The organism is Streptomyces sp. NPDC006235 (assembly GCF_040613735.1).
Lineage (GTDB): Bacteria > Actinomycetota > Actinomycetes > Streptomycetales > Streptomycetaceae > Streptomyces.
Map to the genome: position 1 here is coordinate 97252 of NZ_JBEXSR010000002.1, position 26220 is coordinate 123471.

Here is a 26220-nt window from a genome sequence, read left to right on the forward strand (position 1 = left end):
CGGCCGGCGCGTCGCGGGCGCCGGCGCGGCCCGCGGGTCAGGACGCCTTGGCGTACACCACCCACACCTGGCCCTTCGCGAAGTTCACCGGTGTGCCGTCGCCGGTGGTGAACGCCGTGCCGTCCGAGGCGTCCTCGCGGTTCCAGCTCACGTCGTAGGCCCGCCCGTCGCGCAGCACCCGGGCCTTTCCGGAGCCCACCGTCTCGGTGTACGGCGTGTTGTTGCCGAGGAAGTCGCGGAAGGCGGACTCGCGGACCTTCACGTACTGCACGACGACCGTCGCGGCCGCCACCCGCTTCCCCGCGGCCGTCGTGGCGGGCGCGCCGTCCATGCCGACCAGCCAGCGGTCCTGGGAGTCCGACCAGGTGAAGGTGAAGCGGGCCGCCGGGTAGCGCACCGTCTGCGAGGTCGCCGCCGTGCCGCCGGCCGGGGCGGAGCCGTAGCGGAAACCGGTGGTCAGGGCGGCCTGTCCCGGTTCTTCGGGCACGAGTCGCTCGGGCCGCAGATAGAGGTTGTGCGGGGCGGGCTTGCCCGAGCCGCGGAAGTAGGCGCCGGGGGCGCTGCCCGGTGTCTCGGCCCGCAGCGGTGCCTCGTCGATCAGCGGCAGGAGCTTCTTCTGCGCGCCCGAGAAGGCGAGGGTGGGCCGGTCGAACTGGCGCAGCAGCTCCAGGTCCGACTCGCGTGCGCTGCGCACCGGCCCCACCGTCTTCGGCAGCTGTGTCGCGTACACCGCCATCAGCCGGCTCAGTCCGCCCTCGACCTGCTCCGCGTACACGATGTCCGCGGCGTCGAGGCCGGTGTGCGGGCGGGCCGCGGCGGCGTTGTCGAGTTTGACGGCGAGCACGGAGGAGCCGGTCGCCGACGGGGAGGTGCCTTGCTCCGACTGCCTGGAGGTGCCCCGTCCGTCGTCGCCGGGACCGCCCCCGCCGGTGGTGCAGCCCGCCGCCAGGGCGGCCGCCACCGTGGCGGCCAGCAGCGCCGTCGTCGCGGCACGCCGTCCGCGCGCCCCTCGTTCCCTGCCCACCGTCGCCACCGGCCCCATGTCATCGATTTGTCTTGATTGTGCACTTATATGTCCACCGATGGCCATACCCGATCAATTCTGGCGGAGGGTCTTCGCTCCGCCCGTCGATCGGCTCAAGGTTCAGCGCGGATGCGCCCGGGTACCCGGGCGTCGCCGACTGACCGACCGGCCGACCGACGCGCACGCTGACGGAGGGAGCGCGAGGCGATGAGGGCTGTGACCTGGCAGGGCAAGCGGGACGTCCGGGTGGAGAACGTGCCCGATCCCGAGATCCAGGAACCGACGGACGCGGTCATCCGCGTGACGTCCACCGGGCTGTGCGGCTCCGACCTGCACCTGTACGAAGTGCTCACGCCGTTCATGACACCCGGGGACATCCTCGGTCACGAACCCATCGGCATCGTCGAGGAGGTCGGCGCCGGCGTCCCGGACCTCCAGGCCGGGGACCGGGTCGTGGTGCCGTTCCAGATCGCCTGTGGCAACTGCTGGATGTGCCTGACCGGCCTGCCCACCCAGTGCGAGACCACCCAGGTCCACGGCGAGGGCATGGGCGCCGCCCTGTTCGGCTACACCCGCCTGTACGGCTCCGTGCCGGGCGCCCAGGCCGAGTACCTGCGCGTCCCGCAGGCGCAGTACGGCCCGATCAAGGTGCCGGAAGGCCCGCCCGACGACCGTTTCGTCTACCTCTCCGACGTCCTGCCCACCGCCTGGCAGGCGGTCGCCTACGCCGACGTCCCGCAGGGCGGCAGCATCGCCGTGCTCGGTCTCGGCCCCATCGGCGACATGGCCTGCCGCGTCGCCCAGGTCAAGGGCGCGGGGCGGGTGTTCGGCGTGGACCTGGTCCCGGAGCGGCTGCGCCGCGCGCGCTCGCGCGGTGTGGAGACGTACGACCTCAGGTCCTTCGACAACGAGAAGGAACTCGTCGAGGCGATCCGCGACGAGACCGACGGCCGCGGCCCCGACGCCGTGATCGACGCGGTCGGCACCGAGGCCCACGGCAGCGCGGCCGCCAAGCTCGCCCAGCAGGCCACGGCGATCATGCCCCGCAAGCTGAGCGGCCCGCTCGCCGAACGCTTCAGCATCGACCGCCTCGCCGCCCTCTACACCGCCACCGACCTGGTCCGCCGCGGCGGCACCATCTCGCTGTCCGGCGTGTACGGCGGCATGGCCGACCCGATGCCGATGCTCACCCTGTTCGACAAGCAGATCCAGATGCGGATGGGCCAGGCCAACGTCCGCCGCTGGAGCGACGACATCATCCCGTACCTGACCGACGAGGACCCGCTCGGCGTCGAGGACTTCGCCACCCACCGGGTGCCGCTGTCGCAGGCCCCGCACGCGTACGAGATGTTCCAGCGCAAGCAGGACGGCGCGGTCAAGGTGCTGATGCAGCCCTGACGGTTGTCTAGGTGCCGAAGATCTCCGCCAGGTCATAGCGGACCGGCTCCTGAAGCTGCGCGTACGTGCAGCTCTCCGGGGTCCGGTCCGGGCGCCAGCGGCGGAACCGGGCGGTGTGCCGGAAACGCTGCCCGTTCTCCATGTGGTCGTACGCCACCTCGGCCACCCGCTCCGGCCGCAGTGGCACCCACGACAGGTCCTTCTTGGCCGACCATCGGCTGGGCGCGCCGGGCAGCCGTGCCGTCTCGTGCGCGGCCTCCTCGGACCAGGCCGCCCACGGATGCCCCGGGGCCGCTCTTGTGCAGGCGGTACCCGGCGACGACCACGTCCGCCGTGCGCTCGTGCTTGATCTTGAACATGGCACGCTCGTCCGGCCGGTAGCGCACGGTCAGCGGCTTGGCGATGACCCCGTCCAGGCCCGCCCCCTCGTACTGCTCGAACCAGCCGCGCGCCACCTCGATGTCGGTGGTCGCCGGAGCCAGATGCACCGGCGCGGTCACTCCGGACAGCTCCCGGTCCAGCAGCTCCCGCCGCTCGGTCAGCGGGGCGTCCATCAGCGACTCGTCCCCCAGCGCCAGCAGATCGAAGGCGACGAACGAGGCCGGCGTCCGCTCGGCCAGCATCCGCACGCGCGAGTCCGCCGGGTGGATCCGCTCCGTCAGCGCGTCGAAGTCCAGATGCCCCTCCCGCGCGATCACGATCTCCCCGTCCACCACCGAGCGCTCCGGCAACCGCTCCCGCACGGCCGTCACCAGCTCGGGGAAATACCTGGTCAGAGGCTTGCCCGTACGGCTGCCGAGCTCGACCTCGTCCCCGTCGCGGAAGACGATCGCCCGGAACCCGTCCCACTTCGCCTCGTACTGCATGCCCGACGGGATCGTCGCCACCGACTTGGCGAGCATCGGCAGGACAGGGGGCATCACCGGCAGATCCATGGTCCGATTCTGCGCCCATATGCCGGACCACGCCCGATGTGCGAGGTGTACGGGGTGCGCCTACCGTGGCTCGCATGGGTGACGCGGTGGAGCTGGAGGCGGGCGGCCGGACCGTACGGCTGTCCAGCCCGGACAAGGTGTTCTTTCCGGAGCGGGGCTTCACCAAGCTGGACCTCGCCCGCTACTACCTGGCCGTCGGCCCCGGCATCCTGCGCGCCCTGCGCGACCGCCCCACCACCCTGGAGCGCTACCCCGAGGGCGTCACCGGCGAGAACTTCTTCCAGAAGCGGGCTCCGAAGAACATGCCCGACTGGATCCCGACCGCGCACATCACCTTCCCCAGCGGCCGCAGCGCCGACGAGATGTGCCCCACCGAGGTCGGTGCCGTGGTGTGGGCCGCCCAGTTCGGCACCCTCACCTTCCACCCCTGGCCGGTCCGCCGCTACGACGTCGACCGCCCGGACGAACTCCGCATCGACCTCGACCCGCAGCCCGGCACCGACTACGAGGACGCCGTCCGCGCCGCCCACGAACTGCGGGCCGTCCTCGACGAGTTCGGCGGACTGCGCGGCTTCCCCAAGACCTCCGGCGGCCGGGGCCTGCACGTCTTCGTGCCCATCGAACCCCGCTGGACCTTCACCCAGGTCCGGCGCGCCGCCATCGCCGTCGGCCGGGAGATGGAGCGGCGGATGCCCGAGCAGGTCACCATCAAGTGGTGGAAGGAGGAGCGGGGCAAGCGCATCTTCATCGACTACAACCAGACGGCACGCGACCGCACGATCGCCTCCGCCTACTCGGTACGCCCCCGCCCGCACGCCCCCGTCTCCGCGCCCCTGCGCTGGGACGAGGTGGGGGTCGCGCACCCCCAGGACTTCGACCTCGCGACGATGCCCGCGCGCTTCGCCGAACTCGGCGACGTGCACGCGGACATGGACGACCACCGCTACTCCCTGGAGGCCCTGCTCGACCTCGCCCGCCGCGACGAGCACGACCACGGCCTGGGAGACCTGCCGTACCCGCCCGAGTATCCGAAGATGCCGGGGGAACCCAGACGGGTACAGCCGAGCAGGGCCAGGAAGACCCCCGAGGGGCCTACAACTCCTTGATCCGGATGTCCCGGTACGACACCACGTCCGTCGTACCGTGCACCTGGAGCCCGATGTAGCCGGAGGCGAACCGCCGCCCGTCCGTGCCCGGGTCGTCCGAGCGGGGCGGGGTGAACTCCTGGCCGCCGGTGTTGTCGAACTCGTTGATCAGCACGCCGTTGCGGAACACCGAGTAGTGCTGGCCCTCCACACGGATCTCGTAGTCGTTCCAGGTCCCCTTCTGCGTCACACCGGCACCGGCGAGGCCCACGCGGTCGAAGCCGTAGACCGAGCCCGTCTTGTACATGTCGCCGTCGGGCCGGTCGAGCACCTGCACCTCGTGCCCGTACTTGATGGCGACCCACTCGGGCCGGGACTCCTCCGGGTGGTCGTGGACCCACGGGAAGCGCACGAAGACACCCGAGTTGGCGTTGCCCGTGCCGGGAGCGTCGTCACGCCACTGGAGCTTCAGCGAGAAGTCGCCGTACTTGCGCTGCGGGAACCACAGCATGCCCATGCCGGGGGACGTGGTGCTGGAGATGATCGTCCTGTCGGGGTTCAGCGCGAACGAACCGCCGCCCACCTGCTGCCACTTGGCGAACGACTCGGCACTGCCGTCGAAGAGCGCCCGGTAGCCCTCGGTCTGCCCCGGCTTGCCGATGCCGGACTGGCGGGCGGCCTTGCGGACGGCGTTGTACTCCCGCTGGTCGATGACCCCTTCCTTCAGCAGGCGGTCGAGGACGGACGTCACGTGCTTGAGGAACAGCGCGTGGGACGTCCACTCCTTCTCGTCCTCGATCAGCTCGCCGATCCGGCAGCGGTTGTCGGTGACCCGGTTGCGCACCCCGGAGTCGACGTCGCCGACGATCACCGTCAGCCGCTCGTCGTACTCCGGGCAGTTCGGTGCCGGGACCTGCCCGGAGACGACCGTGAAGGTCACCGTGCGCGCCGCCGAGGTGTTGCCGGCCTTGTCGGTCGCCCGGTACGCCACGGTGTGCGCGCCCGCCCGGTCGACCACAACCGGGGCCGTGTAGGCCAGGTACGGGCCGCCGTCCAGGGAGTACTCGGTCCTCTCGACGCCCGAGCCGTGCTCGTCGGTCGCCGTGACGGTCACCCGAGCGCTGTTGACGTACGCTCCGTCGGAGTTCTTCGTGCCCTCCACGGTCACGCCCGTCACCGGCGGAGTGGTGTCCTGCGGCGGCGCCGCGACGACCGTGAACTGCACGCTCTTGTCGGCCGCCACGTTGCCCGCCTTGTCCGTGGCGCGGTAGCGGACGGTGTGGGCACCCACCTGGTGCACCATCACGGGCGCGGTGTACGGCTGCCAGGCACCGGAGCCGATCGCGTACTCGATGGTGTTCACCCCGGAGCCCGTGTCGGACGCGGAGACGGTGACGGTCGCCATGTCGATGTACGCCCCGTCCGGGTTGCGCTCGCCGCTCACCGTCGCCGAGGTCTCCGGCGCGGTCGTGTCGTCCGACTGCGGCGCCACCACCGTGAACGCTGCGCTCTTCTCGGCGGAGACGTTGCCCGCCTTGTCGAAGGCGCGGTAGCGGACCTTGTGGGCGCCGACCTGGTCGACGACGACCGGCGCGGTGTACGGCTGCCAGGCGCCCGCGTCGCCGATCGCGTACTCGATCCTCTCGACGCCGGAGCCGCCCTCGTCGGTGGCGTGGATCGCCACGCTCGCCGAACCGACGTACTCGCCCTGCGTGTTCTGCGTCCCGCTCACGTGCGCCGACGCCTCCGGCGCGGTGGTGTCCTCGCCGGTGCCCTCGGTCACCACCAGGATGCCCTGCATCTGGCCGTGGCCGGGGATGGTGCAGTGGTAGAAGTACCGGCCGGGCGTGAGCGTGACCTGGGCGGTGTGCTTGCCGCCCTGGGCGTCGTTCGGATTGGCCAGGATGTTGAGCTGCACGTCGTTGTTGAACTCGGGGTCACTGGTCACGAACGTCAGCGTGTGCGGCATGCCCGTGGTGTTGCCGGTGGCCACGCTGTTCTCGAAGACGATCGTGGCGGTCCCGGCGACCGCCGTCTTCGGGGCCGAGAGGTACTTGTCGATGTCGTTGCCGGCCGTCCAGGTGAGGACCTGGTCGGCGGCTTCCTTCTCGGGCTGCCCGGCGGCGGGCAGCGCCTGCACGCCGAGCATCATCAGCAGGGCGGCCAGCAGGGCGGCCCAGATTCTTCGTTGCCGGATCACTCGGTCCCCCTCGCCAGCTGACCGGCGGCCGGGGTCGGCCCGCCGCCCTTGTAGGTGACCCGCCACAGGGCCGACTTGGAGTCCGAGGTGAAGAAGCCGCGGCCGTAGTCGAGGACGTACAGCGCACCGTCCGGACCGAACTTCCAGTCCATGAGGTTCTTGATGCCGTCGTTGCCGATCGGCACGATCTTCTTCAGCGACTCCGAGTGCACCGGCAGACCGCCGTCGCCCAGCGTCTTCGGGTCCATGAGCACCGCGTTGCGCGGCTGGTCGGCGTCGTAGAAGTCACCGACGAACCACTTGCCGTCCCAGTACGCCGGCCACTTGACGGAACTGTCCGCCGCGACCGTGTCGTACCGGTAGACCGGCCCGTTCATCGCGGCCTGCCCGCCGCCCTTCAGCCAGGGCAGCCGGTACGTCGCCTCCTCCGGTTTGTACGACGGGACGCCGCCGGCGTCCCGCGGGTAGTCCGGCGCGCCGCCCTGCGGCGAGTACCAGATGTTGTTGCCGGTGACCGGCGGCAGGTTGACCAGACCGTCGTTGTTCGGCGACTCGTTCTTCGGGTGGTCGCAGTCGTACCAGCCGAGCGGCTGGGACGGGTCCGGCAGATTGCGGTCCCGGTAGGGCTGGTTGTTGCCCATGCAGTACGGCCAGCCCCGGTTGCTCGCCTTGGTGATGGCGGCGAACGTGTCGTACTTGGCCGGACCCCAGGTCGTCGAGGGCGCGCTCGCGTCCGGGCCGACCCAGCCCGCGTAGAGCACGTCGGTCGACTTGTCGACGAAGATACGGGCCGGGTTCCTGACCCCCATCACATAGATCTCGCCGCGCGTCTTGCCGCCGCCCTCGTCGGTCTCCTTCCCGGTGAAGAGGTTGCCCTCGGGGAGCGTGTACGTCCCGTCCGGCTCCGGGTGGATGCGCAGGATCTTGCCGTTGAGGTTGTTGGTGTTGCCGGCCGTGCGGCGCGCGTCCGCGAAGGAGACGCCCTTGTAGTTCGGCTGCGGGTTGTTGCCCGAGTAACCGCCGCTGAACCCGCTGGAGTTGTTGTCACCGGTGGCGATGTACAGGTTGCCCTTGGAGTCCCAGGCCATCCCGCCGCCCGAGTGACAGCAACTGTGGATCTGCACCGGCCACTTCAGCAGCACCTTCTCGCTGCCCAGGTCCAGCTTGTTCGTGGCCTGGTCGAGGGTGAAGCGGGAGACCCGCCGCTCGGCCATGCGCGTGTCGCGGTTGATCTGCGAGTGGGGCGTGTAGTGCAGGTACACCCAGCCGTTCTGCTCGAACCTCGGGTCCAGCTCGATCCCGAGCAGGCCCTCCTCGACCTTGACCAGTTCGTCGCCGCCGCCCTTGTTGCCGAAGACGGTGAGCGCTCCGGCGAGCGTGACCTGCTTGGTCTTCGGGTCGTAGACGTGGATCTCGCCCTTGCCCTTGCCGATGTCGGGGTTGTTCCAGTCGGTGACCACGGGCTGCGAGGAGTCGGCGCCGCCCCGGCCGATGTAGAACACCCTGCCGTCGGACGCGGTGACCAGCCCGTGCGGCTCGCCGATCTGGTCGTTCTGCCCCGGCTGGTTGGGCTTGGTCAGCCGCTCCGCCGCGTAGTTGGCGTTGATGGTCGCCTTGCAGTCGGCCTGCTCCAGGCGCGTCGTCCACATCAGCGCGCCGCGCAGATGGGCCCGGAAGTCGGCCTCGTCGTACGACGACACCGTGCCGCCCATGCCGGTGTAGAAGGAGCGTCCGCCGTCGTAGTCACGGCACCAACTCACCGGGTGGTCCCAGCCGTTGGCGCCGGCCCCGGGCTGGTAGGTCGACTCCCGGACCCTGGCGACGGTGTGGACGTCGCCCGACGGGTTCTTCGCCCAGTTCAGCCACTTGTCGGGGCGCTTCCACTGCACCGGCAGGTCCTTGGTGGCCGGATGCCGGCGGTCGCCGACCTCCACGGTCGCCCGTTGGGCGGACGCCGGGTTCGACGCGGCCGGCCGGGCGCCCACGAGTCCGGTGAACCAGTCCGAGTACGGCTCCGCGCGCGCCGCGTCATGGATGCCGACGAACCCGCCGCCGGCCTCCATGTAGGCCTCCAGGCCCGACTCCTGCTCGGCGTCGAGGACGTCGCCCCCGCCCGTCAGGAACACGATCGCGTTGAAGCGGCCGAGCTTCTTCTCGTTGGTGAACACCGAGGCGTCGTCGGTGGCTTGCACGGTGTAGCGGCGGTTCGCCGGTCCCGACAGCCCGATGTCCTCGATGGCCTCGATCCCGGCGTTCACGACCGGCGACTCCTCCCCGGCCGCCGCGGAACCGTGGAAGATCAGCACCCGTACATTCGCGCCGCCCGGCGGCGACTTGATCGACATCGTTGTCAGCGGGGGTTCTGGATACGGGCCCGCGTGGGCGGGCCCGGCCAGCAGCCCGGCGGTCACGGCCCCGGCGGCCGCGGAGGCCGCCCAGACACGTCTTCCCTTGCTCAACCCTCGTAAGTGCATGGGCACCTCCACGGTCACAGCAACACCGCCAAGGAAGCTAAACCCCTTTGCACGGCTCGCCAATACCTATGACCGTGATGGCCCCAACTTTGTCTTGAGTGTGGATAAACGGGAGCGCGACCGGTACCGTCTCACAGGTTCATCACAGGTACGCCTCCGTAAAAGCCTTACCAGGGTGGGGAGTTCCGCATGGACAGACGCAGCTTCAACCGGCGGGTCCTGCTGGGGAGCGCGGCCGTCGCGACATCGTTGTCCGTTGCGCCGGAGGCGGTCGGCGCGGCCGGACCGGTCAAGACGGCACCGGCCGGGGGTGAGGTGAGACGCATCAAGCTCTACGCCGAGAAGCTCGCCGACGGACAGATGGGCTACGGCCTGGAGAAGGGCGAGGCGACCGTCCCCGGTCCGCTCATCGAACTCAACGAGGGCGACACGCTGCACATCGAGTTCGAGAACACCATGGACGTGGCGGTGAGCCTGCACGTCCACGGCCTGGACTACGAGATCACCAGCGACGGCACGAAACTGAACCGCAGTCATGTCGAGCCGGGCGGCACCCGCACCTACACCTGGCGCACCCACGCTCCCGGCCGCCGCAAGGACGGCACCTGGCGGCCGGGCAGCGCGGGTTACTGGCACTACCACGACCACGTCGTCGGCACCGACCACGGCACCCAGGGGCTCCAGAAGGGCCTGTTCGGCCCGGTCATCGTCCGCCGCAAGGGCGACGTCCTGCCGGACCGCACGCACACGGTCGTCTTCAACGACATGCTCATCAACAACAGGCCGCCGCACTCCGGGCCGAACTTCGAGGCCACGGTGGGGGATCGCGTCGAGTTCATCGTGATCACGCACGGCGAGTTCTACCACACGTTCCATATGCACGGTCACCGCTGGGCGGACAACCGCACCGGCATGCTGACCGGCCCCGACGACCCCAGCCAGGTCATCGACAACAAGATCACGGGCCCGGCCGACTCGTTCGGCTTCCAGGTCATCGCGGGCGAGGGGGTCGGCGCCGGCGCCTGGATGTACCACTGCCATGTCCAGAGCCACTCCGACATGGGGATGGTCGGCCTGTTCCTGGTGAAGAAGCCGGACGGGACGATTCCCGGCTACGACCCGCACGACCACGGAGGTGACCACTCCGGGCACGATCAGCGCGAGGAGCACGCGCACTGACGGTCGGGTGGGCGCGAGAGCGCTCTCACCCCTGCGCGTCCGGGGCTATCCTGATCCGCACCCGCAGGTGAGGAGCCCCGAAGTGACCGACACAGCGCCGCGTCCCACCCTGGAGGCCGTGGCAGCCCGGGCCGGTGTCTCGCGGGCCACCGTCTCGCGCGTGGTCAACGGCGGGGACGGGGTCAGGGACATCCTCGTCGAGCGGGTCCGCAAGGCGGTGGAGGAGCTCGGGTACGTGCCCAACCAGGCGGCCCGCAGCCTGGTGACCCGGCGGCACGACGCGATCGCGGTCGTCGTCGCCGAACCGGAGACCCGTGTCTTCGCCGACCCCTTCTTCGCGCTCCAGCTGCGCGGCATCAGCAAGGAGCTCACCGCCCACGACAACCAGCTCGTCCTGCTGCTCACGGAGGGCCGGGATGACCACGCCCGGGTCGGCCGGTACCTCGCCGGCGGGCATGTCGACGGGGCCCTCGTCTTCTCCCTGCACCTCGACGACCCGCTGCCGGAACTGATCCAGCGGGCCGGTGTCCCCACCGTCTTCGGCGGGAGGCCGGGCTGGAGCGGAGACCGGCGCGGCGTGGTGTACGTCGACAGCGACAACCGCGGCGGCGCCCGCGACGCCGTCCGCCACCTGGCCGGCCTCGGCCGCACCCGGATCGCGCACATCACCGGCGCCCTCGACCAGACCTCCGCCGTGGACCGGCTCGACGGCTACCGGGACGTCATGGTGGACGCCGACCCGCGGCTGATCGCCGAGGCCGACTTCACCCCGGCCGGCGGCGAGCGGGCGATGCGCGAACTCCTCGGCCGCTGCCCGGACCTGGACGCGGTGTTCGCCGCCAACGACCTGACCGCATCGGGGGCGCTGCGCGTCCTGCGCGAGGTCGGGCGGCGCGTCCCCGACGACGTCGCCGTGATCGGCTTCGACGACATGCTGCCCGTCGCGGAACAGACCGATCCGCCCCTGACGACGGTCCGTCAGGACATCGAGGAGATGGGCCGCCTGATGGCCCGCCTGCTGTTGCGGGGGTTCGACCGCGGCACTCCTCGGGAGGGCGTCGGCACGCCCTCCGGCGTCGTCCTGCCGACGACCCTGGTGCGGCGAGCGTCCGCGTAGAGCCGCGCCGGTGCCTCAGGCCGGCCGCGGCTCGCTGCGGATCACCCCGAAACGCGCCCCGTACGGGTCCGTGAGCTTGGCGAGGCGCCCGACGTCCAGCAGGTCCGTGGCAGGCATACGGACCGTGCCGCCCAGTTCCCGGGCCCGGGCGACGGTGGTGTCCGGGTCCGTGACCTCGAAGTACGGCAGCCAGTGGGCCTCCTCCTCGGCCGCGTCGGCCAGGGGGACGAGGCCGCCGAACATGGCGTCCTCGCTCTCCCCGGCCGGGGTGAGGGTGGTGTAGGTGCCGCCGGGGAAGTCGACGCCGACCGTCTCCAGGCCCAGCACGGAGTGGTAGAAGGCGGCGGCGGCCGGGACGTCCGCCGTGTACAGCTCCAGCCAGCACAGCGAGCCGGGCTCACGGACGACGTCCAGGCCCTTGCTGCGGCCCGGCTGCCACAGACCGAAGGGCACCCCCGCCTGGTCGGCGAGGATCGCCATGCGGCCCAGATCCTGCACGTCCATGGGCTGCATCCGCACCGAGCCGTGTGCCTGCCCGGCCGCCCGCGCCGTGGCGTCCGCGTCCGGGGCCTGGAAGTACACCGTCCAGGAGGGCGGGCCCTGCTCCGGGGGCGTCTGCATGCCACCGGCCGCGGTCCTGCCGTCGAGCTGGAAGAGGCCGTACCCGCCGACCTCGGGCCCACCTGGCTGGAACCGCCAGCCGAACAGGCCGCCGTAGAAGGCGGCGGCGCCGTCGATGTCGGGCGTGCCGAGATCGATCCAGTTCGGAGCGCCGGTCACATAACGGGTGGTGAGCATCGCGGTCTCCTCGCGCAGGTTCCGTCGTCCGCTCTGCCGAGTCTCGCACCGGGCACTGACAAGCGCCGCCGGAGCGCCGCCGGGGCGTGATGCTGGGTTTCCGCGCGCCGCCGTGCGTCGGCGGGTTAGGGGGGCGACCATCAAGGTGGCCGGTGGCCCGTCCACGCGGTGTTGATCCCGCGTTGATCGAACGTTTTTCGCCCTCCGGAACGCTTCTGGGCATGCACATCGACACCATGATCTCGCCCGAACTCGCCTGGCAGCAGGAGGCGTTGTGCGCACAGACCGGGGCGGACTTCTTCTTCCCCGAGCCCGGCAGTTCGGTACGGGAGGCCAAGCGGATCTGCGGCCTGTGCCCGATCCGTGACGCCTGCCTCGAATACGCGATGGACCACGACGAACGGTTCGGTGTCTGGGGCGGTCTGTCGGAGAAGGAGCGGCTGGAGCTGCGGCGTGCGTCGCGGTAGCCGTGTGCGCGTGCCTGCCGGGAAGACGGGGCCGGCGGGCGCAACGCCGAGGCCCCGGCCGCTCGTGGCGGCCGGGGCCTCGCAGTCGTGGAGCAGGACGGGCCGGGCCGGCCGTCAGGCGCCGGCGGCGCCCGCCCGGGCCGCCATGCGGGCCTTGCGCGCGGCCAGCTTCTCGTCGAACTTCGTCGCCTCGCTGTCCAGGCCGCCCATGTACAGGCCCAGTTCCTCCTGCGCCTTGCGGCCCTCGGCACCCAGGCCGTCGATCTCCATGACCTTCAGGAAGCGCAGCACGGGCTGGAGCACGTCGTCGTGGTGGATGCGAAGGTTGTAGACCTCGCCGATCGCCATCTGCGCGGCGGCGCGCTCGAAGCCGGGGATGCCGTGGCCGGGCATCCGGAAGTTCACGACCACGTCCCGCACGGCCTGCATGGTCAGGTCGGGGGCCAGCTCGAACGCCGACTTCAGGAGGTTGCGGTAGAAGACCATGTGCAGGTTCTCGTCGGTCGCGATGCGCGCCAGCATGCGGTCGCAGACCGGGTCGCCGGACTGGTGGCCGGTGTTGCGGTGCGAGATGCGGGTGGCCAGCTCCTGGAAGGCGACGTAGGCGATCGAGTGCAGCATCGAGTGCCGGTTGTCCGACTCGAAGCCCTCGCTCATGTGCGACATGCGGAACTGCTCCAGCTTGTCCGGGTCCACCGCGCGCGAGGCGAGCAGGTAGTCCCGCATCACGATGCCGTGCCGGCCCTCCTCGGCCGTCCAGCGGTGCACCCAGGTGCCCCAGGCGCCGTCACGGCCGAAGAGCGAGGCGATCTCGTGGTGGTAGCTGGGCAGGTTGTCCTCGGTCAGCAGGTTCACGACGAGCGCGATGCGGCCGATCTCGGTGACCTTCGACTGCTCCTTGTCCCAGGCCTCGCCGTCCTCGAAGAGGCCGGGGAAGTTGCGCGCGTCGCTCCAGGGAACGTACTCGTGCGGCATCCAGTCCTTGGCGACCTGCAGATGCCGGTTGAGTTCCTTCTCGACCACTTCCTCCAGGGCGTGCAGCAGCTGAGCGTCGGTCCAGGCGCCGGCGGGGCTGCCGAGGTGGGGAGTGGTGATCGTCATGGACTCTCCAGGGGGACATGCGTACGAGCGGTGAGCGGTAACCTACGGCATCGTAGGCTACGTTTCCGTAGGTTACGTTGCCGTAGGTTAAGCGTGCTGTAAAGGCCGCTGATCAGGGGTGTCGCTCGTCCGCGCCTCCATCGCCCCCGGAACCGCAGGTCCGGAGGGTGGACCAGGAGCATGCCGCCTCCTCAGGCGTACAACCCCCGCAGCCGCACCGAGAGGCACGTCACACATCCCTCGAGCTTCTCGAACTCGCTGATGTCCACGACGACCGGTTCGTACCCCAGGTCGGCGAACAGCTCCGCGGTCTTCGGCGCGCTGGCGGCCATCAGCAGTTTGGCACCGCCGAGCAGCACGACGTGCGCACCGGCCTCCTCGGGCACCGGCAGGAAGCGCCCGAACAGCGACGGCGTGTCCATCTTGGGGATGTGCCCGATGACCGTCCCGTCCGGCAGCGCGGTGACGGCCGACTTCAGATGCAGCACCTTGGTCACCGGTACGGCGACGACCCGCGCGCCCAGCGGTTCGAACGCGGCCCGCAGCTGCTGGACGCCGGCGGCGTTGGTGCGCCCGCCCCGGCCCACGTACACGGTGTCGCCGATCTTCAGTACGTCGCCGCCCTCCAGCGTGCCCGGCTCCCAGATCCAGTTCACCGAGCAGCCCAGACCGGCCACGGCCTCCTCGACCCCGGCGGTCTCGTCACGCCGGGACTCGGCGCCCGGGCGGGCGATCAGCGCCACGTTCTTGTACATCACGACCGTGTCCTCGACGAACACCGAGTCCGGGCAGTCGTCGGCCGGGTCCACCTCGATGGTCTCCCAGCCGTGCGTGCGCAGGGCCGCCACGTACGCCTCCCACTGCTCGACCGCGAGGTCGGCGTCGACCCTCTCCCGCTCGATGTGGGTCACCAGCCCTTCGGCAAGACGCGGGCTGGGGCGGCGGACGAGGGCCTTCTTGCTGGGCACGAGCGTGACTCCGTATGGGATGGGACATGTGTGGACGGCGCCGACGGAACCCATCGGACGTCGGCCTGCCATCATGCAGGGCGATCCCGGAGGACGACACCCCCGGGGGAGGCCTGGCCCCGGTGCGCTTCGCTGGGCCGGTGTCGTCGTGGTGTCGGCGCGCTCGGGCGTGTCCACTCCGTGGGTCTCGCTGCGGAAGCCGGGGAAGCGGCGGTCGAAGGACTCCAGGGCGGTCAGGTGCCGCAACAGAGGGCCGTCCGCCGTGCCGGCGCTCTCGCCCGGCATGAGGACGGGGATACCCGGCGTGACCGTGGCCGCGACCATGGGGCAGTCCCCGGAAGGCCTGTCGAGGAGCTCGACCAGGCCGTCTCGCAGCTCCTCGTCCGCCATGACCAGGAACACCGGCAGGTTCTGGAAGCGGCGCCGATCCGGCCCGGCACCGCCGCACCGCCCGGTTCACCGTCGGCCCCCGGCCCGGGCGGAAGATCCCCGGCGACCACGCTCACCACCCACCGGACCGGTAAGCCGCGCCCGAGGATCACCTCGGCGATCCTCGCCAGCTGCCCGGCGGGCGCGCCCCCCGTCCTCCGGATGCTCCGCCTCCGCCACCAGAACCGTGCTGTCGGTCATGTCCCCCCCACCGGGCGGCCCGGCGCCCCCCCCCGCATCCCGGTCTTGGCGGGCCCGCACGCGTGATCGGCCGGCGGAGCGCCAAACCACCCCATCGGTCCACGGCCACGGGCCGCAGCTTGGCGTGTCAACGACCGCGCGCCCGGCATCCCGTCGGAGTACCTGATCAACCGTCTTGCAGATGATTCACCTGGTCGCGGCCCATGCCGATCTTCCGAGGCGTCGTTAGGCGCAGTGATCCCGGCCGAACCGGCCGGGACCGATCCAGCGGAAGGAAACCGACAGAGATGTACGGCACGCGACGTATCGCGGTGGTGGCCTCGATCGTGGGGATGCTGATGGCCGTTCCCGCCGGCATGGCCACGGCCCAGGCCGGGGACGGCGACGCGGGGGCGGGCGGTGTGCTGTCCAACCTCTCCGGCAGGAACTCCTCCGGTCACGCCAACCTCTGCGGCACGGGCAAGGTGGCGCTGTTCAAGGAGCGCACCTGTGTCACCGAGGACGACGGCAAGGGCGGCGGGGACCAGGCGGGCCCGAGCGGCGGTGTCCTGTCCAACCTGCTCTTCGCCCGGAACGCCTCGGGCCACAGCAACAACTGCGGCAACGAGACCGTGGCGGTGTTCAGCAAGACCACCTGCGTGACCGAGGACCGCTCCGGTCACTGACCGGCCGCACCGATGCAGTGATGAGAGGGGCCTCGATGTCGTCACCTTCTTTGTGCCTGGGCGTGGTGGCGCCCCTGACGGGTCGACTGGCCCCTCTCGGGTCACCGTTGTCATACGTGCTGCGCAGGCTCGCGCCCCGGCTCGCGCACCTCCGCAGCGGCGGCCGCCGCTACGACGTGACCGTCGCCGTGCGCGACAGCCGCTCGGATCCCGACGCGGCCCGGCAGGCCGTGCGGGAGCTGGCCACCGCCGACGGGGCGAACGTCGTGCTCACCATGGCCGGGACCCGGGTGCTGCCCGCCGTCACCGACGCCTGTGAAGAGGCCGGGGTCCCCTGTGTGTCGACCACGTTCCCCTGGCAGGCGTACGTCGACGCGCGCGGTGCGCGGCCGGGGCACCGCTTCCGGTGGACGTACCACTTCGCGTGGGGACTGGACGACATCGCCGCCGTCTTCGCCGACCTGTGGGAGCGCGTCGACGGCCAGGGCGCCGTCGGCTGCCTGTGGAACGACGACGTGCAAGGACGGCTGCTGCGCCACGACCGGTACGGCTTCGCCCCGGTGACGTCCCCGCGCGGACACACCCTGGTCGATCTCGGCGCCTACCGGGAACCGGCCCACGGCTTCCCCGCACAGGTCGAACGGCTGCGGGAGCACGGTGCCGGACTCGTCACCAGCGCCGCCACCGCCACCGACCTCGCCCTCTTCCACCGCCAGGCCCGGGAGGCGGGGCTGCGTCCGCGGCTGATCACCTGCTCACGGTGGCTGACCTACCCGCACACCCACACCACCCCCGCCCCCGACGTCCACGGCGAACTCGCCGACGCGCGCGTGGCCACCCTCGTCTACTGGAGCCCCGGCCACCCCTACCGCTCCGGCCTGGACGGCACCACCTGCGCCGAACTCGCCCACGCCTACCGGCAGGACACCGGCGCCGACTGGCTCCAGCCCCTCGGCCTCGCCCACGCCCTGGTGGAGACCGCCCACCACGCCCTCACCGTCGCGGCCGACCCCACCGACCGGGCGTCCGTCGCGCAGGCCCTCGCCGGAACGACCCTCGACACCATCGCCGGCACCCTCGACTGGACCCGCGGACCGACCCCCAACATCGCCCTGCTGCCGCTGGCCGGCGGGCAGTGGCAGCACGGCCGGGGCGGCCCGCGCCTCGCCGTCGTCAGCAACTCGGCGCTCCCGGACGTCCCGCTCACCGGGGAACTCACACCGGCACGGTGACGGCCGATGCCGCCACGGCCCGCCGCAGGTGCTCCCCGGTGAACGAGCCCGGCGCGTCCAGGAGCCGGCGCGGCGTCCCCTCGAAGACGATCTCGCCGCCGTCCCTGCCGCCGTCCGGGCCGAGGTCGATCACCCAGTCGGCCCGGGCGACCACGTCCAGGTTGTGCTCCACGACGACGACCGTGTTGGCCGTGTCGACCAGCCGGTCCAGCAGGGCGACGAGTCCCTCCACGTCCGCCATGTGCAGCCCGGTCGTCGGCTCGTCGAGGACGTAGACCGCGCCCGTCCGGTGCAGCCGCGTGGCCAGCTTGATGCGCTGCCGCTCGCCGCCGGAGAGCGTGGACAGGGGCTGGCCGAGCGTCAGATACGTCAGCCCGACGTCCCGCAGGGCGCGCAGCCGGCGCCGTACGCCCGTGTCGTCGAAGAAGGCGAGCGCCTGCTCGGCCGTCATCTGCAGGACGTCGGCGATGGAGCTGCCCTTCACCGTCAGTCGCAGCACCTCCTCCTTGAAGCGCCGCCCCTCGCAGTCGTGGCAGGTCGTCGTCACCGGGTCCATGAAGGCGAGGTCGGTGTAGATGATGCCCCGGCCCTCGCAGGTGCCGCAGGCGCCACCGGAGTTGAAGCTGAAGAGGCCCGCCTCGGCTCCCGTCTCGCGGGCGAAGATCTTCCGTACCGTGTCCATGATCCCCAGGTAGGTCGCCGGAGTGGACCGGCCCGAGATCCCGATCGACGACTGGTCGACGACCACGGCGTCGGGGTGCGCGGCGGTGAACTCCGCGGCCAGGCTGCTCTTCCCCGACCCCGCCACGCCGGTCACGGCCGTGAGCACACCGGCCGGGAACCGCACGGTCACGTCGCGCAGGTTGTGCCGGTCGGCGCCCTTGACCCACAGCTCGCCGACGGCCTTCCGCACCTGTTCCTTGACCGCCGTACGGCGGCGCAGACAGCGCCCGGTGAGCGTGTCCGAGGCGGCCAGTGAGGCCGGTGTGCCCTCGAAGACCACGCGGCCGCCCTCGGCGCCGGCGCCCGGCCCCATGTCGACCACGTGGTCGGCCAGCGCGATGACGTCCGGGTCGTGCTCGACGACCAGCACGGTGTTGCCCTTGTCGCGCAGCCGCAGCAGCAGATCTCCGAGACGGCCCACGTCGCGCGGGTGCAGGCCGACGCTCGGCTCGTCGAAGATGTACGTCATCCCGGTCAGGCTGGACCCGAGGTGCCGCACCGTCTTCAGTCGCTGGCCCTCCCCGCCGCTGAGCGTCGATGTCTCCCGGTCGAGGCTGAGATAGCCGAGGCCGATCGCCTCGACGCGCTCCAGCGCGGCCACGGCCGCCCCCGCGATCGGCCCGGCCACCGGGTCGTCGATCTCCTTCAGTACGGCGATCAGGTCCGTGATCTGCATCCGTGCGCAGTCGGCGATGTTCCGGTCGCCGATCCGGGTGGCGAGCGCCGCCGCGTTGAGCCGGGCCCCGTGACAGACCGGGCAGGTGCCCTCCACCAGGAACTCCCGGACCAGGTCCCGGGTCTTCTGACTCATGGCGGACAGGTCCCGCTTCAGGTACAGCCGCTCGAACCGGTCGGCCAGCCCTTCGTACTCGGTGGTCCACGTGCCGCCGCTGCCGTTGACGGTGACCTTGCTGCCGGGCCGTCCGCGCATCAGGAACGCGCGCTCGGCGGCGGTGAACCGCCCCACCGGCTTGTCCGGGTCCAGGTCGGGGCTGTTCGTGTAGGCCTGGCCCTGCCAGGTGCCCGCGGCGAACGGCGGGAAGCGGACCGCCCCGTCCGCGAGGGAGCGCTCGGGATCCAGGATGCGGTCCCAGTCGGGCCGTACCGTGCGGCCGAGTCCGTCGCACTCGGGGCACATGCCCGCCGGGTCGTTGAACGAGTACGCGGTCGCCGGCCCGGCGCTCGGGGTGCCGTACCGGGAGAACAGCACCCGGATCACCGAGTAGATGTCCGTCATGGTGCCGACGGTCGACCGGGAGTGGCCGCCGACCGGCCGCTGGTCGACGACGATCGCGGGGGAGAGGTCCTCCAGTCCGTCCGCGTGCGGCCGCTCGTACTTGGGCAGCCGGTTGCGGACGAACCACGGGTACGTCTCGTTCAGCTGGCGCTGCGACTCCACCGCGATCGTGTCGAAGACGACGGACGACTTCCCCGACCCCGAAACGCCGGTGAACACGGTCAGCCGGCCTTTCGGGATGCGCAGGGTGACGTCCTTGAGGTTGTTCTCGCGGGCTCCGGTGATGGTGATGAACTCGGTCATGCGGATGAAGCTAGGCGGGAAACCCGACAGCTTCTGGCGTGATTTCCTTCAGTTCCCCGTCCTCCATCAGGAGCCAGCGCGTGATGCCGATGGACTCCAGGAACGGCAGGTCGTGACTGGCCACGATCAGCGCCCCCTCGTAGGACTCCAGGGCCGTGGTGAGCTGCCGCACGCTCGCCATGTCGAGATTGTTGGTCGGCTCGTCCAGCATGAGCAGCTGCGGCGCCGGCTCGGCCAGCATCAGCGCGGCCAGCGCCGCGCGGAAGCGTTCGCCGCCGGAGAGCGTCGCCGCCCTCTGGTCGGCGCGGGCACCCCGGAACAGGAAGCGGGCAAGGCGCGCCCGGACCCGGTTGTTGGTGGCGCCCGGCGCGAACCGGGCCACGTTCTCGGCGACGGTCAGCTCCCCGTCGAGGACGTCCAGCCGCTGCGGCAGGAACCGCAGCGGGACATGTGCCGTCACCTCGCCCGACTCCGGAGCGAGCTCCCCGCTGATGGTGCGCAGCAGTGTCGTCTTGCCCGCGCCGTTGCGCCCGATCAGCGCGACCCGTTCGGGTCCGCGCAGGTCGAAACCGCCGTCCACGCGGGCGCCGTACCGGAGCCGGAGATCCATCAGCGTCAGGACGTTGCGGCCCGGCGGCACGGCCGTGTACGGCAGGTCGACACGGATCTCGTCGTCGTCCCGGACGGCGTCCACCGCCTCGTCCAGCCGCTCCCTGGCCTCGGCGAGCTTCTCCTCGTGCATGATCCGGTGCTTGCCCGCGGACTCCTGCGCCGCGCGCTTGCGCGCCCCCATGACGATCTTCGGCTCGCGCTTTTGGTCCCACATCTTCTGCCCGTACCGCTTGCGGCGGGCCAGCTTCATCTGGGCGTCGGCCAGTTCGCGCTTCTGCTTGCGGAAGTCGGACTCCGCGACGCGCACCATGCGCTCCGCCGCCTCCTGCTCGATGGCCAGGGCCTCCTCGTAGGCGGAGTAGTTGCCGCCGTACCAGGTGATCTCCCCGGAGCGCAGGTCGGCGATCTGGTCGACGAGGTCCAGCAGTTCCCGGTCGTGGCTGACGACGACCATCACGCCCGGCCAGGACTCGACGGCCGCGTACAGCCGCCTGCGGGCGTACAGGTCGAGGTTGTTGGTCGGCTCGTCCAGCAGCAGGACGTCGGGCCGGCGCAGCAGCAGCGCGGCCAGCCGCAGCAGCACCGACTCGCCGCCCGACACCTCGCCGATGGTGCGGTCCAACTCGACGTGTCCGAGGCCGAGTTCCCCGAGGGTGGCCAGGGCGCGCTCCTCCACGTCCCAGTCGTCGCCGACCGTCTCGAAGTGCGCCTCGGACACATCGCCCGCCTCGATGGCGTGCAGGGCCGCCCGCTTGCCGGCGATGCCGAGCGCCTCGTCGACGCGCAGGGTGGTGTCGAGCGTGACGTTCTGCGGGAGGTACCCGACCTCGCCGGCCACCCGGACGGCGCCGTCGGCCGGAGCGAGTTCACCGGCGATCAGCTTCAACAGGGTGGACTTTCCCGAACCGTTGACGCCGACCAGGCCGGTCCGGCCCGGACCGAAGGCCACGTCGAGGCCCTCGAAGACGGGGGTGCCGTCGGGCCAGGTGAAGGCGAGGGAGGTGACGGTGATGGAAGTAGGCATGCGGGCCTCTTTCGCGGTTGCTTGATGCGGTCAGGGGCAAACGCGTATCGAGACACCTGCGACCAGGGAGGAGGGCTCCAGGGGACAGACAGAGATATAGCCCTGCACCGGAGGACGGCTCGAACGCCGAGGTCGCACGCAGCGCACACACCAGAGGTGGGTGACGCGGTGTCTCAGGACCTCAGACGAGCAACGTCCTTCTCCAATCGGCGGCAACAGGACGCTGAACAACGTACGAGGGGGCGTCGGGCCTGTCAACGAATTAACGTGAGACCCGATCTTCCCTCCCCGAGGAGGCCCCGTGCCCGACGGCCCGCTCTTGCTGCCGGCCCGGCTCTGCCTGCTGGCCTGGGACCCCGCGCCGCCGGCGGGCACCGGCACCGCCCACCTGTCAGGCCCCGTGCGGGCCGGTGCCCTCGTCGAGCTGGCTCGGCACGGCCTGCTCGTCGACGAGGACGGCATCGCCACGCCGGCCGACCTGGACTCCGGCACGGGTGACGCGGTCCTCGACGGGCTGCTGGAACTCGTCCGCGAGTCGTGCCCGCACCCCTGGCGGACCTGGGTGACGCTGTACTCGCGGGTGACCGCCGACGCGGTGCGGGAGCAGCTGGTGACCGAGGGGTTTCTGCGGGCGGAGAAGAAGCGGGTCCTCGGGGTGTTCCCGTCCGTGGAGTACGCCCTGGACCGCACCGCCGCCGTGGAGGCGCTGCGGGAGGAGACGCGTCAGGTCCTCAGGGGGCCGCGGCCGGTCGCCCAGATCTCCGAGCGTGAGGCCGCGGTCGCGACGCTGGCCGCCGCGGCGGAACTGCTCCCCGAAGAGGACGTCGGCGCCCACGTACAGCGTGTACGGGAACTGGAGGAACGTGCCGTGGCGTCGGTACCGGGGCTCGGGGAGATCGTGCGCGAGATCGGCACGGCCCTGGCCACTGCGACGGCGACCGCTCCACCCTGACCCACGTCCACGTCGGATTCCCGCCGGCCACGGCCCGGGCCTCCGCTGGTCGGGTTGCCCGCATGACGAACCGGACCGACCGGGCCCTGGCCTTCCGCGCTCTGCACATCGCCGGAACCCAGCTGGTCCTGCCCAACGCCTGGGACGCGGTGAGTGCCCTCCTCGTCGAGGACGCGCTGCACGGCGCCGGAGCGGGCGGACCAGCGCCGCCGGCGCCGACGGGATCCTCGTCCCCGGGGCCGTCGACCCGGGGATCGTCAAGGAACTGGTGAACGGCGTCGGCGGGCCGCTGAACGTCATGGCCGGACCCGGCGCACCGACGGTCGTCGAACCGGCCGCCCTGGGCGTCGCCCGGGTCAGCGTGGGCTCCGGTATCGCCCAGGCCGCCCACGCCCTGGTCCGCCGGGCCGCGCGGGAGCTGCTGGACACCGGGACGTACCGGTCACTGGGCGGCGGTCTCGACCACGGCGAGGTCAACGCCCTGCTGGAGCGGGCACGTTAGCCGGGCACGCCTCGGCTCAGCACGCGTCCCGCATCAGCTCCGCCAGGTCGTGGTCCAGATCCAGCTGGAGGTGCTCCAGACCGACCGGCACCAGCTCGCTCGTGGCCTCCAGGAACCGGCGCACCTCGCCGGAACGGACGTGCACGACGGCCGTGCCCTCGGGGGCGTGGAACTCCAGCACCGTGCGGTCGTACCCGTACGGCCGCACCCGCACGTCGCCGTGGCCCTCGGCGTTCTTCAGGCCCGCGGCGAGCAGCTCGCGGGAGAAGGTCCAGCAGACCTCGACGCCCTCCAGCGTGGCCGGGGCGGGGAAGGTCATACGGACGGCGAACGGATCACGTCGGTCGTAGTGGAGCGTCGCGGGAATGCTCGGCATACGCGGCGCGGCGGCGACGAGGCGGGCCTCCACGGGCTGCTCGATGACGATGGACAACGCCTTGCTCCCTTGTGACGGCTGGACGGGACACTTCCGGGCGGATGAGGCCGGGCACTGGAAGAGACGACGGAATCAGCCAATCCGTGCACACGAAGTGCGAGTGACCTCTGTCACCGCGTTCATGCACCGGAGTGACGTGGCTCTCCTCCTGCGCCCCGCAGGGCACTTGTGGCGCCACCGGAACCCCCCGGGATCCGGGCGAGGCCATCTGGACGGCGCCCTGGGGGTGGGCTAGCTTCGCCGGCCATGAGGCGCTTGGGGAGCACGCGACGGACGGGACCGACACGGAGCAGGGCGACCGGAGTGGCGGCGGGTGTGGCGGCACTGGTCGCGCTCGCTGCCCTGACAGCCGTACCGGCGCAGGCGCATGAGCCTCAGCGCCGGGCGCCGCACTGGGAACTCAAGGACACCGGCGCCCCGGACGTACGGTTCCGCGGTTTGGCCGCCGTCAGCCGGAACACCGCCTGGCTCGCCGGGACCGGCGGCACCGTCCTGCGCACCACCGACGGCGGCACCACCTGGCGGAACGTCTCGCCCCCCGGCGCGGCGGAGTTGCAGTTCCGGGACGTCGAGGCGTTCGACGCGGGCCGGGCCGTGGTCCTGGCCATCGGCGAGGGCGAGGCATCCCGCGTGTACCGCACCGACGACGGCGGGGCGACCTGGAGGGAGTCCTTCCGCAACACCGACCCGAAGGCCTTCTACGACTGCCTCACCTTCTTCGACCACCGCCACGGCCTCGCGATGAGCGACCCGGTGGACGGGAAGTTCCGCATCCTGTCGACCCGCGACGGCGGCCGCACCTGGACGGTGCTGCCGGACGAGGGCATGCCGGCCGCTCAGGAGGGCGAGGCCGGATTCGCCGCGAGCGGCCAGTGCCTGGTCAGCTCCGGGCCGAAGGACGTCTGGCTCGCCACCGGCGGGGCCGCGCACGCGCGCGTGCTGCACTCCACCGACCGGGGACGCACCTGGACGGCCACCACCATGCCCCTCCCGGCGGGCGACCCCGCCCGCGGCGTCTTCGCGCTGGCCTTCCGCGACCGCACCCACGGTCTCGCCGTCGGCGGCGACTTCACCCCCGGCCGGCCCTCACCGGACGCCGCCGCGCGCACCGGCGACGGCGGCCGCAGCTGGCGCCCCGCCGCCACGCCCCCGCCCGCCTACCGCTCCGGCGTCGCCTGGCTCCCGCACCGCCGCACCGCCGCCCTCGCCGTCGGCCCCACCGGCACCGACCTCACCACGGACGGCGGCCGCACCTGGCGCACGGTCGACACGGGCTCCTACGACACCGTCGACTGCACGCCCGACCAAGGGTGCTGGGCGGCCGGCGAAAAGGGGCGGGTTGCCCGCCTGGAGCATTGAGCGCGCGGTATGCCCTGATTGTTGGCAGTGTGGGTACTCGTTCACTGAAGGCGAAAGGAAGTGAGCGGTCATGCCACGCGGTTCGAGCTCCAAGCGGGAGCGCCAGTACGAACACATCAAGAAGAGCGCGCAGGACCGGGGCGAGAGCACCGGCCGCGCCAAGGAGATCGCCTCGCGGACGGTCAACAAGGAACGCGCCCGCTCCGGCGAGTCGAAGACGGCCAGCCGCACCTCGACGAAGGACATGTCGTCCGGCAAGCGCGGCGGCCAGCGGTCGGGCCAGGGCTCGCAGGGCCCCACCTACGACCAGCTGTACCAGGAGGCCAAGCGCCGCGGCGTCGAGGGCCGTTCCAACATGAACAAGAGCCAGCTCCAGCGCGCGCTGGGCAAGTAAACGGCACGCCCCCGAGGCCGGCGGGACTCCAGGGTCCCGCCGGCCTCGCGCGGCCCACCGGCTCGGCGGCCAGAGCATCAGCCCGTGGGCTCAGGGACTCAGGGGATCAGGGGATCAGGGGGTCAGCCCATAGGCTCAGGGGCATCATGACGACCGTACCCATCCCAGAGGACTGGCCCGCCACTGAGGAACAGGCCCGCGCCGTCCAGGACGAGCTGCGCGAGCGCGTGATCCTCGACGAACCGGGGCCGCCGCCCGGAACGGGCCATGTGACCGGGGTCGATGTCGCCTACGACGACGAGCGCGATGTCGTCGCGGCGGCTGCGGTCGTCCTGGACGCGTCGAGCCTCGACGTCGTCGCCGAGGCCACGGCCGTGGGCCGGGTCTCCTTCCCCTACGTGCCCGGACTGCTCGCCTTCCGCGAGATCCCCACGGTCCTCGCCGCCCTCGACGCCCTGCCGTGCCCGCCCGGCCTCGTCGTCTGCGACGGCTACGGCCTCGCCCACCCCCGCCGCTTCGGTCTCGCCAGCCACCTCGGCGTCCTGACCGGACTGCCCACGATCGGCGTCGCCAAGAACCCGTTCACCTTCGCCCACGACGACCCGGACGCCCCGCGCGGCAGTACGTCCGCGCTGCTCGCCGGCTCGGAGGAGGTCGGCCGCGCCCTGCGCACGCGCGACGGCGTGAAGCCGGTCTTCGTCTCCGTCGGCCACCGCGTGACCCTGGCGAACGCCTGCGCCCACACCCTCGCGCTGACCCCCGAGTACCGCCTTCCGGAGACCACGCGCAGGGCGGACGCGCTCTGCCGGACGGCGTTGCGGGAGACCTATTCAGCCTGACCGGTCACGCTCCAGTGGCCCACCTCGCGGTACTCCGAGTCGTAGATGACCGATCCGTCCCCGGGCCGGAGCGCGTAGTGGCGCAGGTTGCCGCCCCAGTACCTGAGGATCCGGCCCAGCTCGCCCGCCGGGTCCTCGGCCAACGCCGCGTCGTCCATGCTGACTTCGAGAAGGAACTTCATGCCTTCAATGGTTTCATTGAACTCCTCTTTGGCACTTTTCGAGCTGTCGCCAGGAGCGGATGGCGGAAAGTCTCAAACCAGGGGGACACGCCTGTCCGAGGCGGGGGCGGCGGATCTGAGTACCGGCTCTGAGTACGTGTACGGATGCCCGGCCCCGGTCCCGTCGGCAGGCTGGGGGCATGACAACGCACCGCGCCCCCAAGCCTGTTGCCGGCCCGACCCAGACCGTCGAGCGGGCCGTCACCATAGGGCTGATCCTCGCCGTGCTGGCGGGGCTCGCCTGGATCGCCGGGATGATCTACACCATCGCCGAGTGGCCGCTGTAGGTCCTTCAGCAGGCCCTTGAGCCGGTCGGCAGGCCCTTCAGCCGGCCCTTCAGCCGGA

The 26220-nt window shown here is 71.4% G+C and carries 24 protein-coding genes and 2 pseudogenes; 14 read left to right on the forward strand and 12 right to left on the reverse strand.

Annotation, left to right across the window (positions count from 1 at the left end; all coding sequences use genetic code 11):
- Window positions 1–37: 37 nt before the first annotated feature.
- Window positions 38–1042, reverse strand: a complete 1005-nt coding sequence (locus ABZ192_RS02625; RefSeq protein WP_356922689.1) for a DUF3048 domain-containing protein — start codon at window positions 1040–1042, stop codon at window positions 38–40.
- A 189-nt stretch (window positions 1043–1231) separates the two neighbouring features.
- Here ABZ192_RS02625 and ABZ192_RS02630 point away from each other — a divergent pair, with 189 nt between their 5' ends.
- Window positions 1232–2422 carry a zinc-dependent alcohol dehydrogenase gene (locus ABZ192_RS02630; RefSeq protein WP_356922690.1) on the forward strand — a complete coding sequence of 397 codons (1191 nt, stop codon included), beginning with the start codon at window positions 1232–1234 and terminating at the stop codon, window positions 2420–2422.
- Between the two features lie 7 nt (window positions 2423–2429).
- Here the strand turns inward: ABZ192_RS02630 and ABZ192_RS02635 are convergent.
- Window positions 2430–3357: pseudogene (locus tag ABZ192_RS02635) on the reverse strand (ATP-dependent DNA ligase).
- 74 nt (window positions 3358–3431) lie between these two features.
- Here ABZ192_RS02635 and ligD point away from each other — a divergent pair.
- Window positions 3432–4463 (forward strand): non-homologous end-joining DNA ligase, encoded by a 1032-nt coding sequence (gene ligD / locus ABZ192_RS02640; RefSeq protein ID WP_356922691.1) that lies wholly within the window; start codon window positions 3432–3434, stop codon window positions 4461–4463.
- Here ligD and ABZ192_RS02645 read toward each other — a convergent pair.
- Both ABZ192_RS02645 and ABZ192_RS02650 read right to left on the reverse strand, forming a co-directional pair.
- Window positions 4450–6642: a family 16 glycoside hydrolase gene (locus ABZ192_RS02645; RefSeq protein ID WP_356922692.1), complete on the reverse strand. Its 2193-nt coding sequence runs from the start codon at window positions 6640–6642 to the stop codon at window positions 4450–4452. The genes ligD and ABZ192_RS02645 overlap by 14 nt on opposite strands.
- Window positions 6639–9116 (reverse strand): ThuA domain-containing protein, encoded by a 2478-nt coding sequence (locus tag ABZ192_RS02650; protein ID WP_356922693.1) that lies wholly within the window; start codon window positions 9114–9116, stop codon window positions 6639–6641. Before ABZ192_RS02650 ends, ABZ192_RS02645 begins: the two co-directional genes overlap by 4 nt.
- 189 nt (window positions 9117–9305) lie before the next feature.
- Here ABZ192_RS02650 and ABZ192_RS02655 point away from each other — a divergent pair, with 189 nt between their 5' ends.
- Complete coding sequence (locus ABZ192_RS02655; RefSeq protein WP_356922694.1) at window positions 9306–10295, forward strand: multicopper oxidase domain-containing protein; 990 nt, start codon at window positions 9306–9308, stop codon at window positions 10293–10295.
- Between the two features lie 82 nt (window positions 10296–10377).
- Entirely contained in the window at window positions 10378–11412 is a 1035-nt protein-coding gene (locus tag ABZ192_RS02660; RefSeq protein ID WP_356922695.1) for a LacI family DNA-binding transcriptional regulator, read from the forward strand.
- Between the two features lie 15 nt (window positions 11413–11427).
- Here ABZ192_RS02660 and ABZ192_RS02665 read toward each other — a convergent pair whose 3' ends face one another.
- Window positions 11428–12210, reverse strand: coding sequence for a VOC family protein (locus ABZ192_RS02665; protein WP_356922696.1), 783 nt, complete (start codon window positions 12208–12210; stop codon window positions 11428–11430).
- Window positions 12211–12431: 221 nt separating this feature from the next.
- Here ABZ192_RS02665 and ABZ192_RS02670 point away from each other — a divergent pair, with 221 nt between their 5' ends.
- A complete protein-coding gene (locus ABZ192_RS02670; protein WP_356922697.1) occupies window positions 12432–12677 on the forward strand; it encodes a WhiB family transcriptional regulator in 246 nt (81 codons plus the stop codon).
- Window positions 12678–12791: 114 nt separating this feature from the next.
- Here the strand turns inward: ABZ192_RS02670 and ABZ192_RS02675 are convergent, their stop codons facing one another.
- The 3 genes and pseudogenes from ABZ192_RS02675 to ABZ192_RS02685 form a co-directional block, all read right to left on the reverse strand.
- On the reverse strand, window positions 12792–13778 hold the full coding sequence (locus tag ABZ192_RS02675; protein ID WP_356922698.1) for an acyl-ACP desaturase: 987 nt from the start codon (window positions 13776–13778) through the stop codon (window positions 12792–12794).
- Window positions 13779–13969: 191 nt separating this feature from the next.
- Window positions 13970–14746, reverse strand: a complete 777-nt coding sequence (gene ddaH, locus ABZ192_RS02680; protein WP_356922952.1) for a dimethylargininase — start codon at window positions 14744–14746, stop codon at window positions 13970–13972.
- 180 nt (window positions 14747–14926) lie between these two features.
- Window positions 14927–15136: pseudogene (locus ABZ192_RS02685) on the reverse strand (hypothetical protein); the annotation flags it as partial.
- Window positions 15137–15663: 527 nt separating this feature from the next.
- Here ABZ192_RS02685 and ABZ192_RS02690 point away from each other — a divergent pair.
- Together ABZ192_RS02690 and ABZ192_RS02695 are read left to right on the forward strand one after the other, a co-directional pair.
- On the forward strand, window positions 15664–16041 hold the full coding sequence (locus ABZ192_RS02690) for a hypothetical protein (RefSeq protein ID WP_356922699.1): 378 nt from the start codon (window positions 15664–15666) through the stop codon (window positions 16039–16041).
- A gap of 35 nt (window positions 16042–16076) precedes the next feature.
- Window positions 16077–17273: an ABC transporter substrate-binding protein gene (locus ABZ192_RS02695; protein ID WP_356922700.1), complete on the forward strand. Its 1197-nt coding sequence runs from the start codon at window positions 16077–16079 to the stop codon at window positions 17271–17273.
- On the opposite strand, the gene ABZ192_RS02700 is transcribed toward ABZ192_RS02695, so the two are convergent.
- Window positions 17257–19536, reverse strand: a complete 2280-nt coding sequence (locus ABZ192_RS02700) for an excinuclease ABC subunit UvrA (protein ID WP_356922701.1) — start codon at window positions 19534–19536, stop codon at window positions 17257–17259. The two genes, ABZ192_RS02695 and ABZ192_RS02700, sit on opposite strands and share 17 nt — an antisense overlap.
- Window positions 19537–19546: 10 nt before the next feature.
- Complete coding sequence (locus ABZ192_RS02705) at window positions 19547–21172, reverse strand: ABC-F family ATP-binding cassette domain-containing protein (protein ID WP_356922702.1); 1626 nt, start codon at window positions 21170–21172, stop codon at window positions 19547–19549.
- A gap of 301 nt (window positions 21173–21473) precedes the next feature.
- Between ABZ192_RS02705 and ABZ192_RS02710 the strand changes: the two genes are divergently transcribed.
- From ABZ192_RS02710 to ABZ192_RS02720, 3 genes are all read left to right on the forward strand, one after another.
- On the forward strand, window positions 21474–22124 hold the full coding sequence (locus ABZ192_RS02710) for a GPP34 family phosphoprotein (protein WP_356922703.1): 651 nt from the start codon (window positions 21474–21476) through the stop codon (window positions 22122–22124).
- Between the two features lie 62 nt (window positions 22125–22186).
- Window positions 22187–22396, forward strand: coding sequence for a hypothetical protein (locus ABZ192_RS02715; RefSeq protein WP_356922970.1), 210 nt, complete (start codon window positions 22187–22189; stop codon window positions 22394–22396).
- Window positions 22348–22626 carry an isocitrate lyase/phosphoenolpyruvate mutase family protein gene (locus ABZ192_RS02720; RefSeq protein WP_356922953.1) on the forward strand — a complete coding sequence of 93 codons (279 nt, stop codon included), beginning with the start codon at window positions 22348–22350 and terminating at the stop codon, window positions 22624–22626. The genes ABZ192_RS02715 and ABZ192_RS02720 overlap by 49 nt, the downstream gene beginning before the upstream one ends.
- A 16-nt stretch (window positions 22627–22642) precedes the next feature.
- Here the strand turns inward: ABZ192_RS02720 and ABZ192_RS02725 are convergent, their stop codons facing one another.
- On the reverse strand, window positions 22643–23059 hold the full coding sequence (locus ABZ192_RS02725) for an SsgA family sporulation/cell division regulator (protein WP_020271762.1): 417 nt from the start codon (window positions 23057–23059) through the stop codon (window positions 22643–22645).
- Window positions 23060–23308: 249 nt separating this feature from the next.
- Here ABZ192_RS02725 and ABZ192_RS02730 point away from each other — a divergent pair, with 249 nt between their 5' ends.
- The 3 genes from ABZ192_RS02730 (at window position 23309) to ABZ192_RS02740 (ending at window position 25654) form a co-directional block, all read left to right on the forward strand.
- Window positions 23309–24421, forward strand: a complete 1113-nt coding sequence (locus ABZ192_RS02730; RefSeq protein ID WP_356922704.1) for an oxidoreductase — start codon at window positions 23309–23311, stop codon at window positions 24419–24421.
- Window positions 24422–24491: 70 nt separating this feature from the next.
- Entirely contained in the window at window positions 24492–24815 is a 324-nt protein-coding gene (locus ABZ192_RS02735) for a hypothetical protein (RefSeq protein WP_010042867.1), read from the forward strand.
- Between the two features lie 146 nt (window positions 24816–24961).
- The gene (locus ABZ192_RS02740; RefSeq protein WP_356922705.1) at window positions 24962–25654 is read left to right on the forward strand and encodes an endonuclease V; all 693 of its coding nucleotides are present in this window, start codon (window positions 24962–24964) and stop codon (window positions 25652–25654) included.
- Here the strand turns inward: ABZ192_RS02740 and ABZ192_RS02745 are convergent.
- Window positions 25642–25836: a hypothetical protein gene (locus ABZ192_RS02745; protein ID WP_356922706.1), complete on the reverse strand. Its 195-nt coding sequence runs from the start codon at window positions 25834–25836 to the stop codon at window positions 25642–25644. The two genes, ABZ192_RS02740 and ABZ192_RS02745, sit on opposite strands and share 13 nt — an antisense overlap.
- A gap of 179 nt (window positions 25837–26015) precedes the next feature.
- On the opposite strand from ABZ192_RS02745, the gene ABZ192_RS02750 reads away from it, so the two are divergent.
- The gene (locus ABZ192_RS02750; RefSeq protein WP_356922707.1) at window positions 26016–26162 is read left to right on the forward strand and encodes a hypothetical protein; all 147 of its coding nucleotides are present in this window, start codon (window positions 26016–26018) and stop codon (window positions 26160–26162) included.
- Window positions 26163–26220 lie beyond the last annotated feature (58 nt).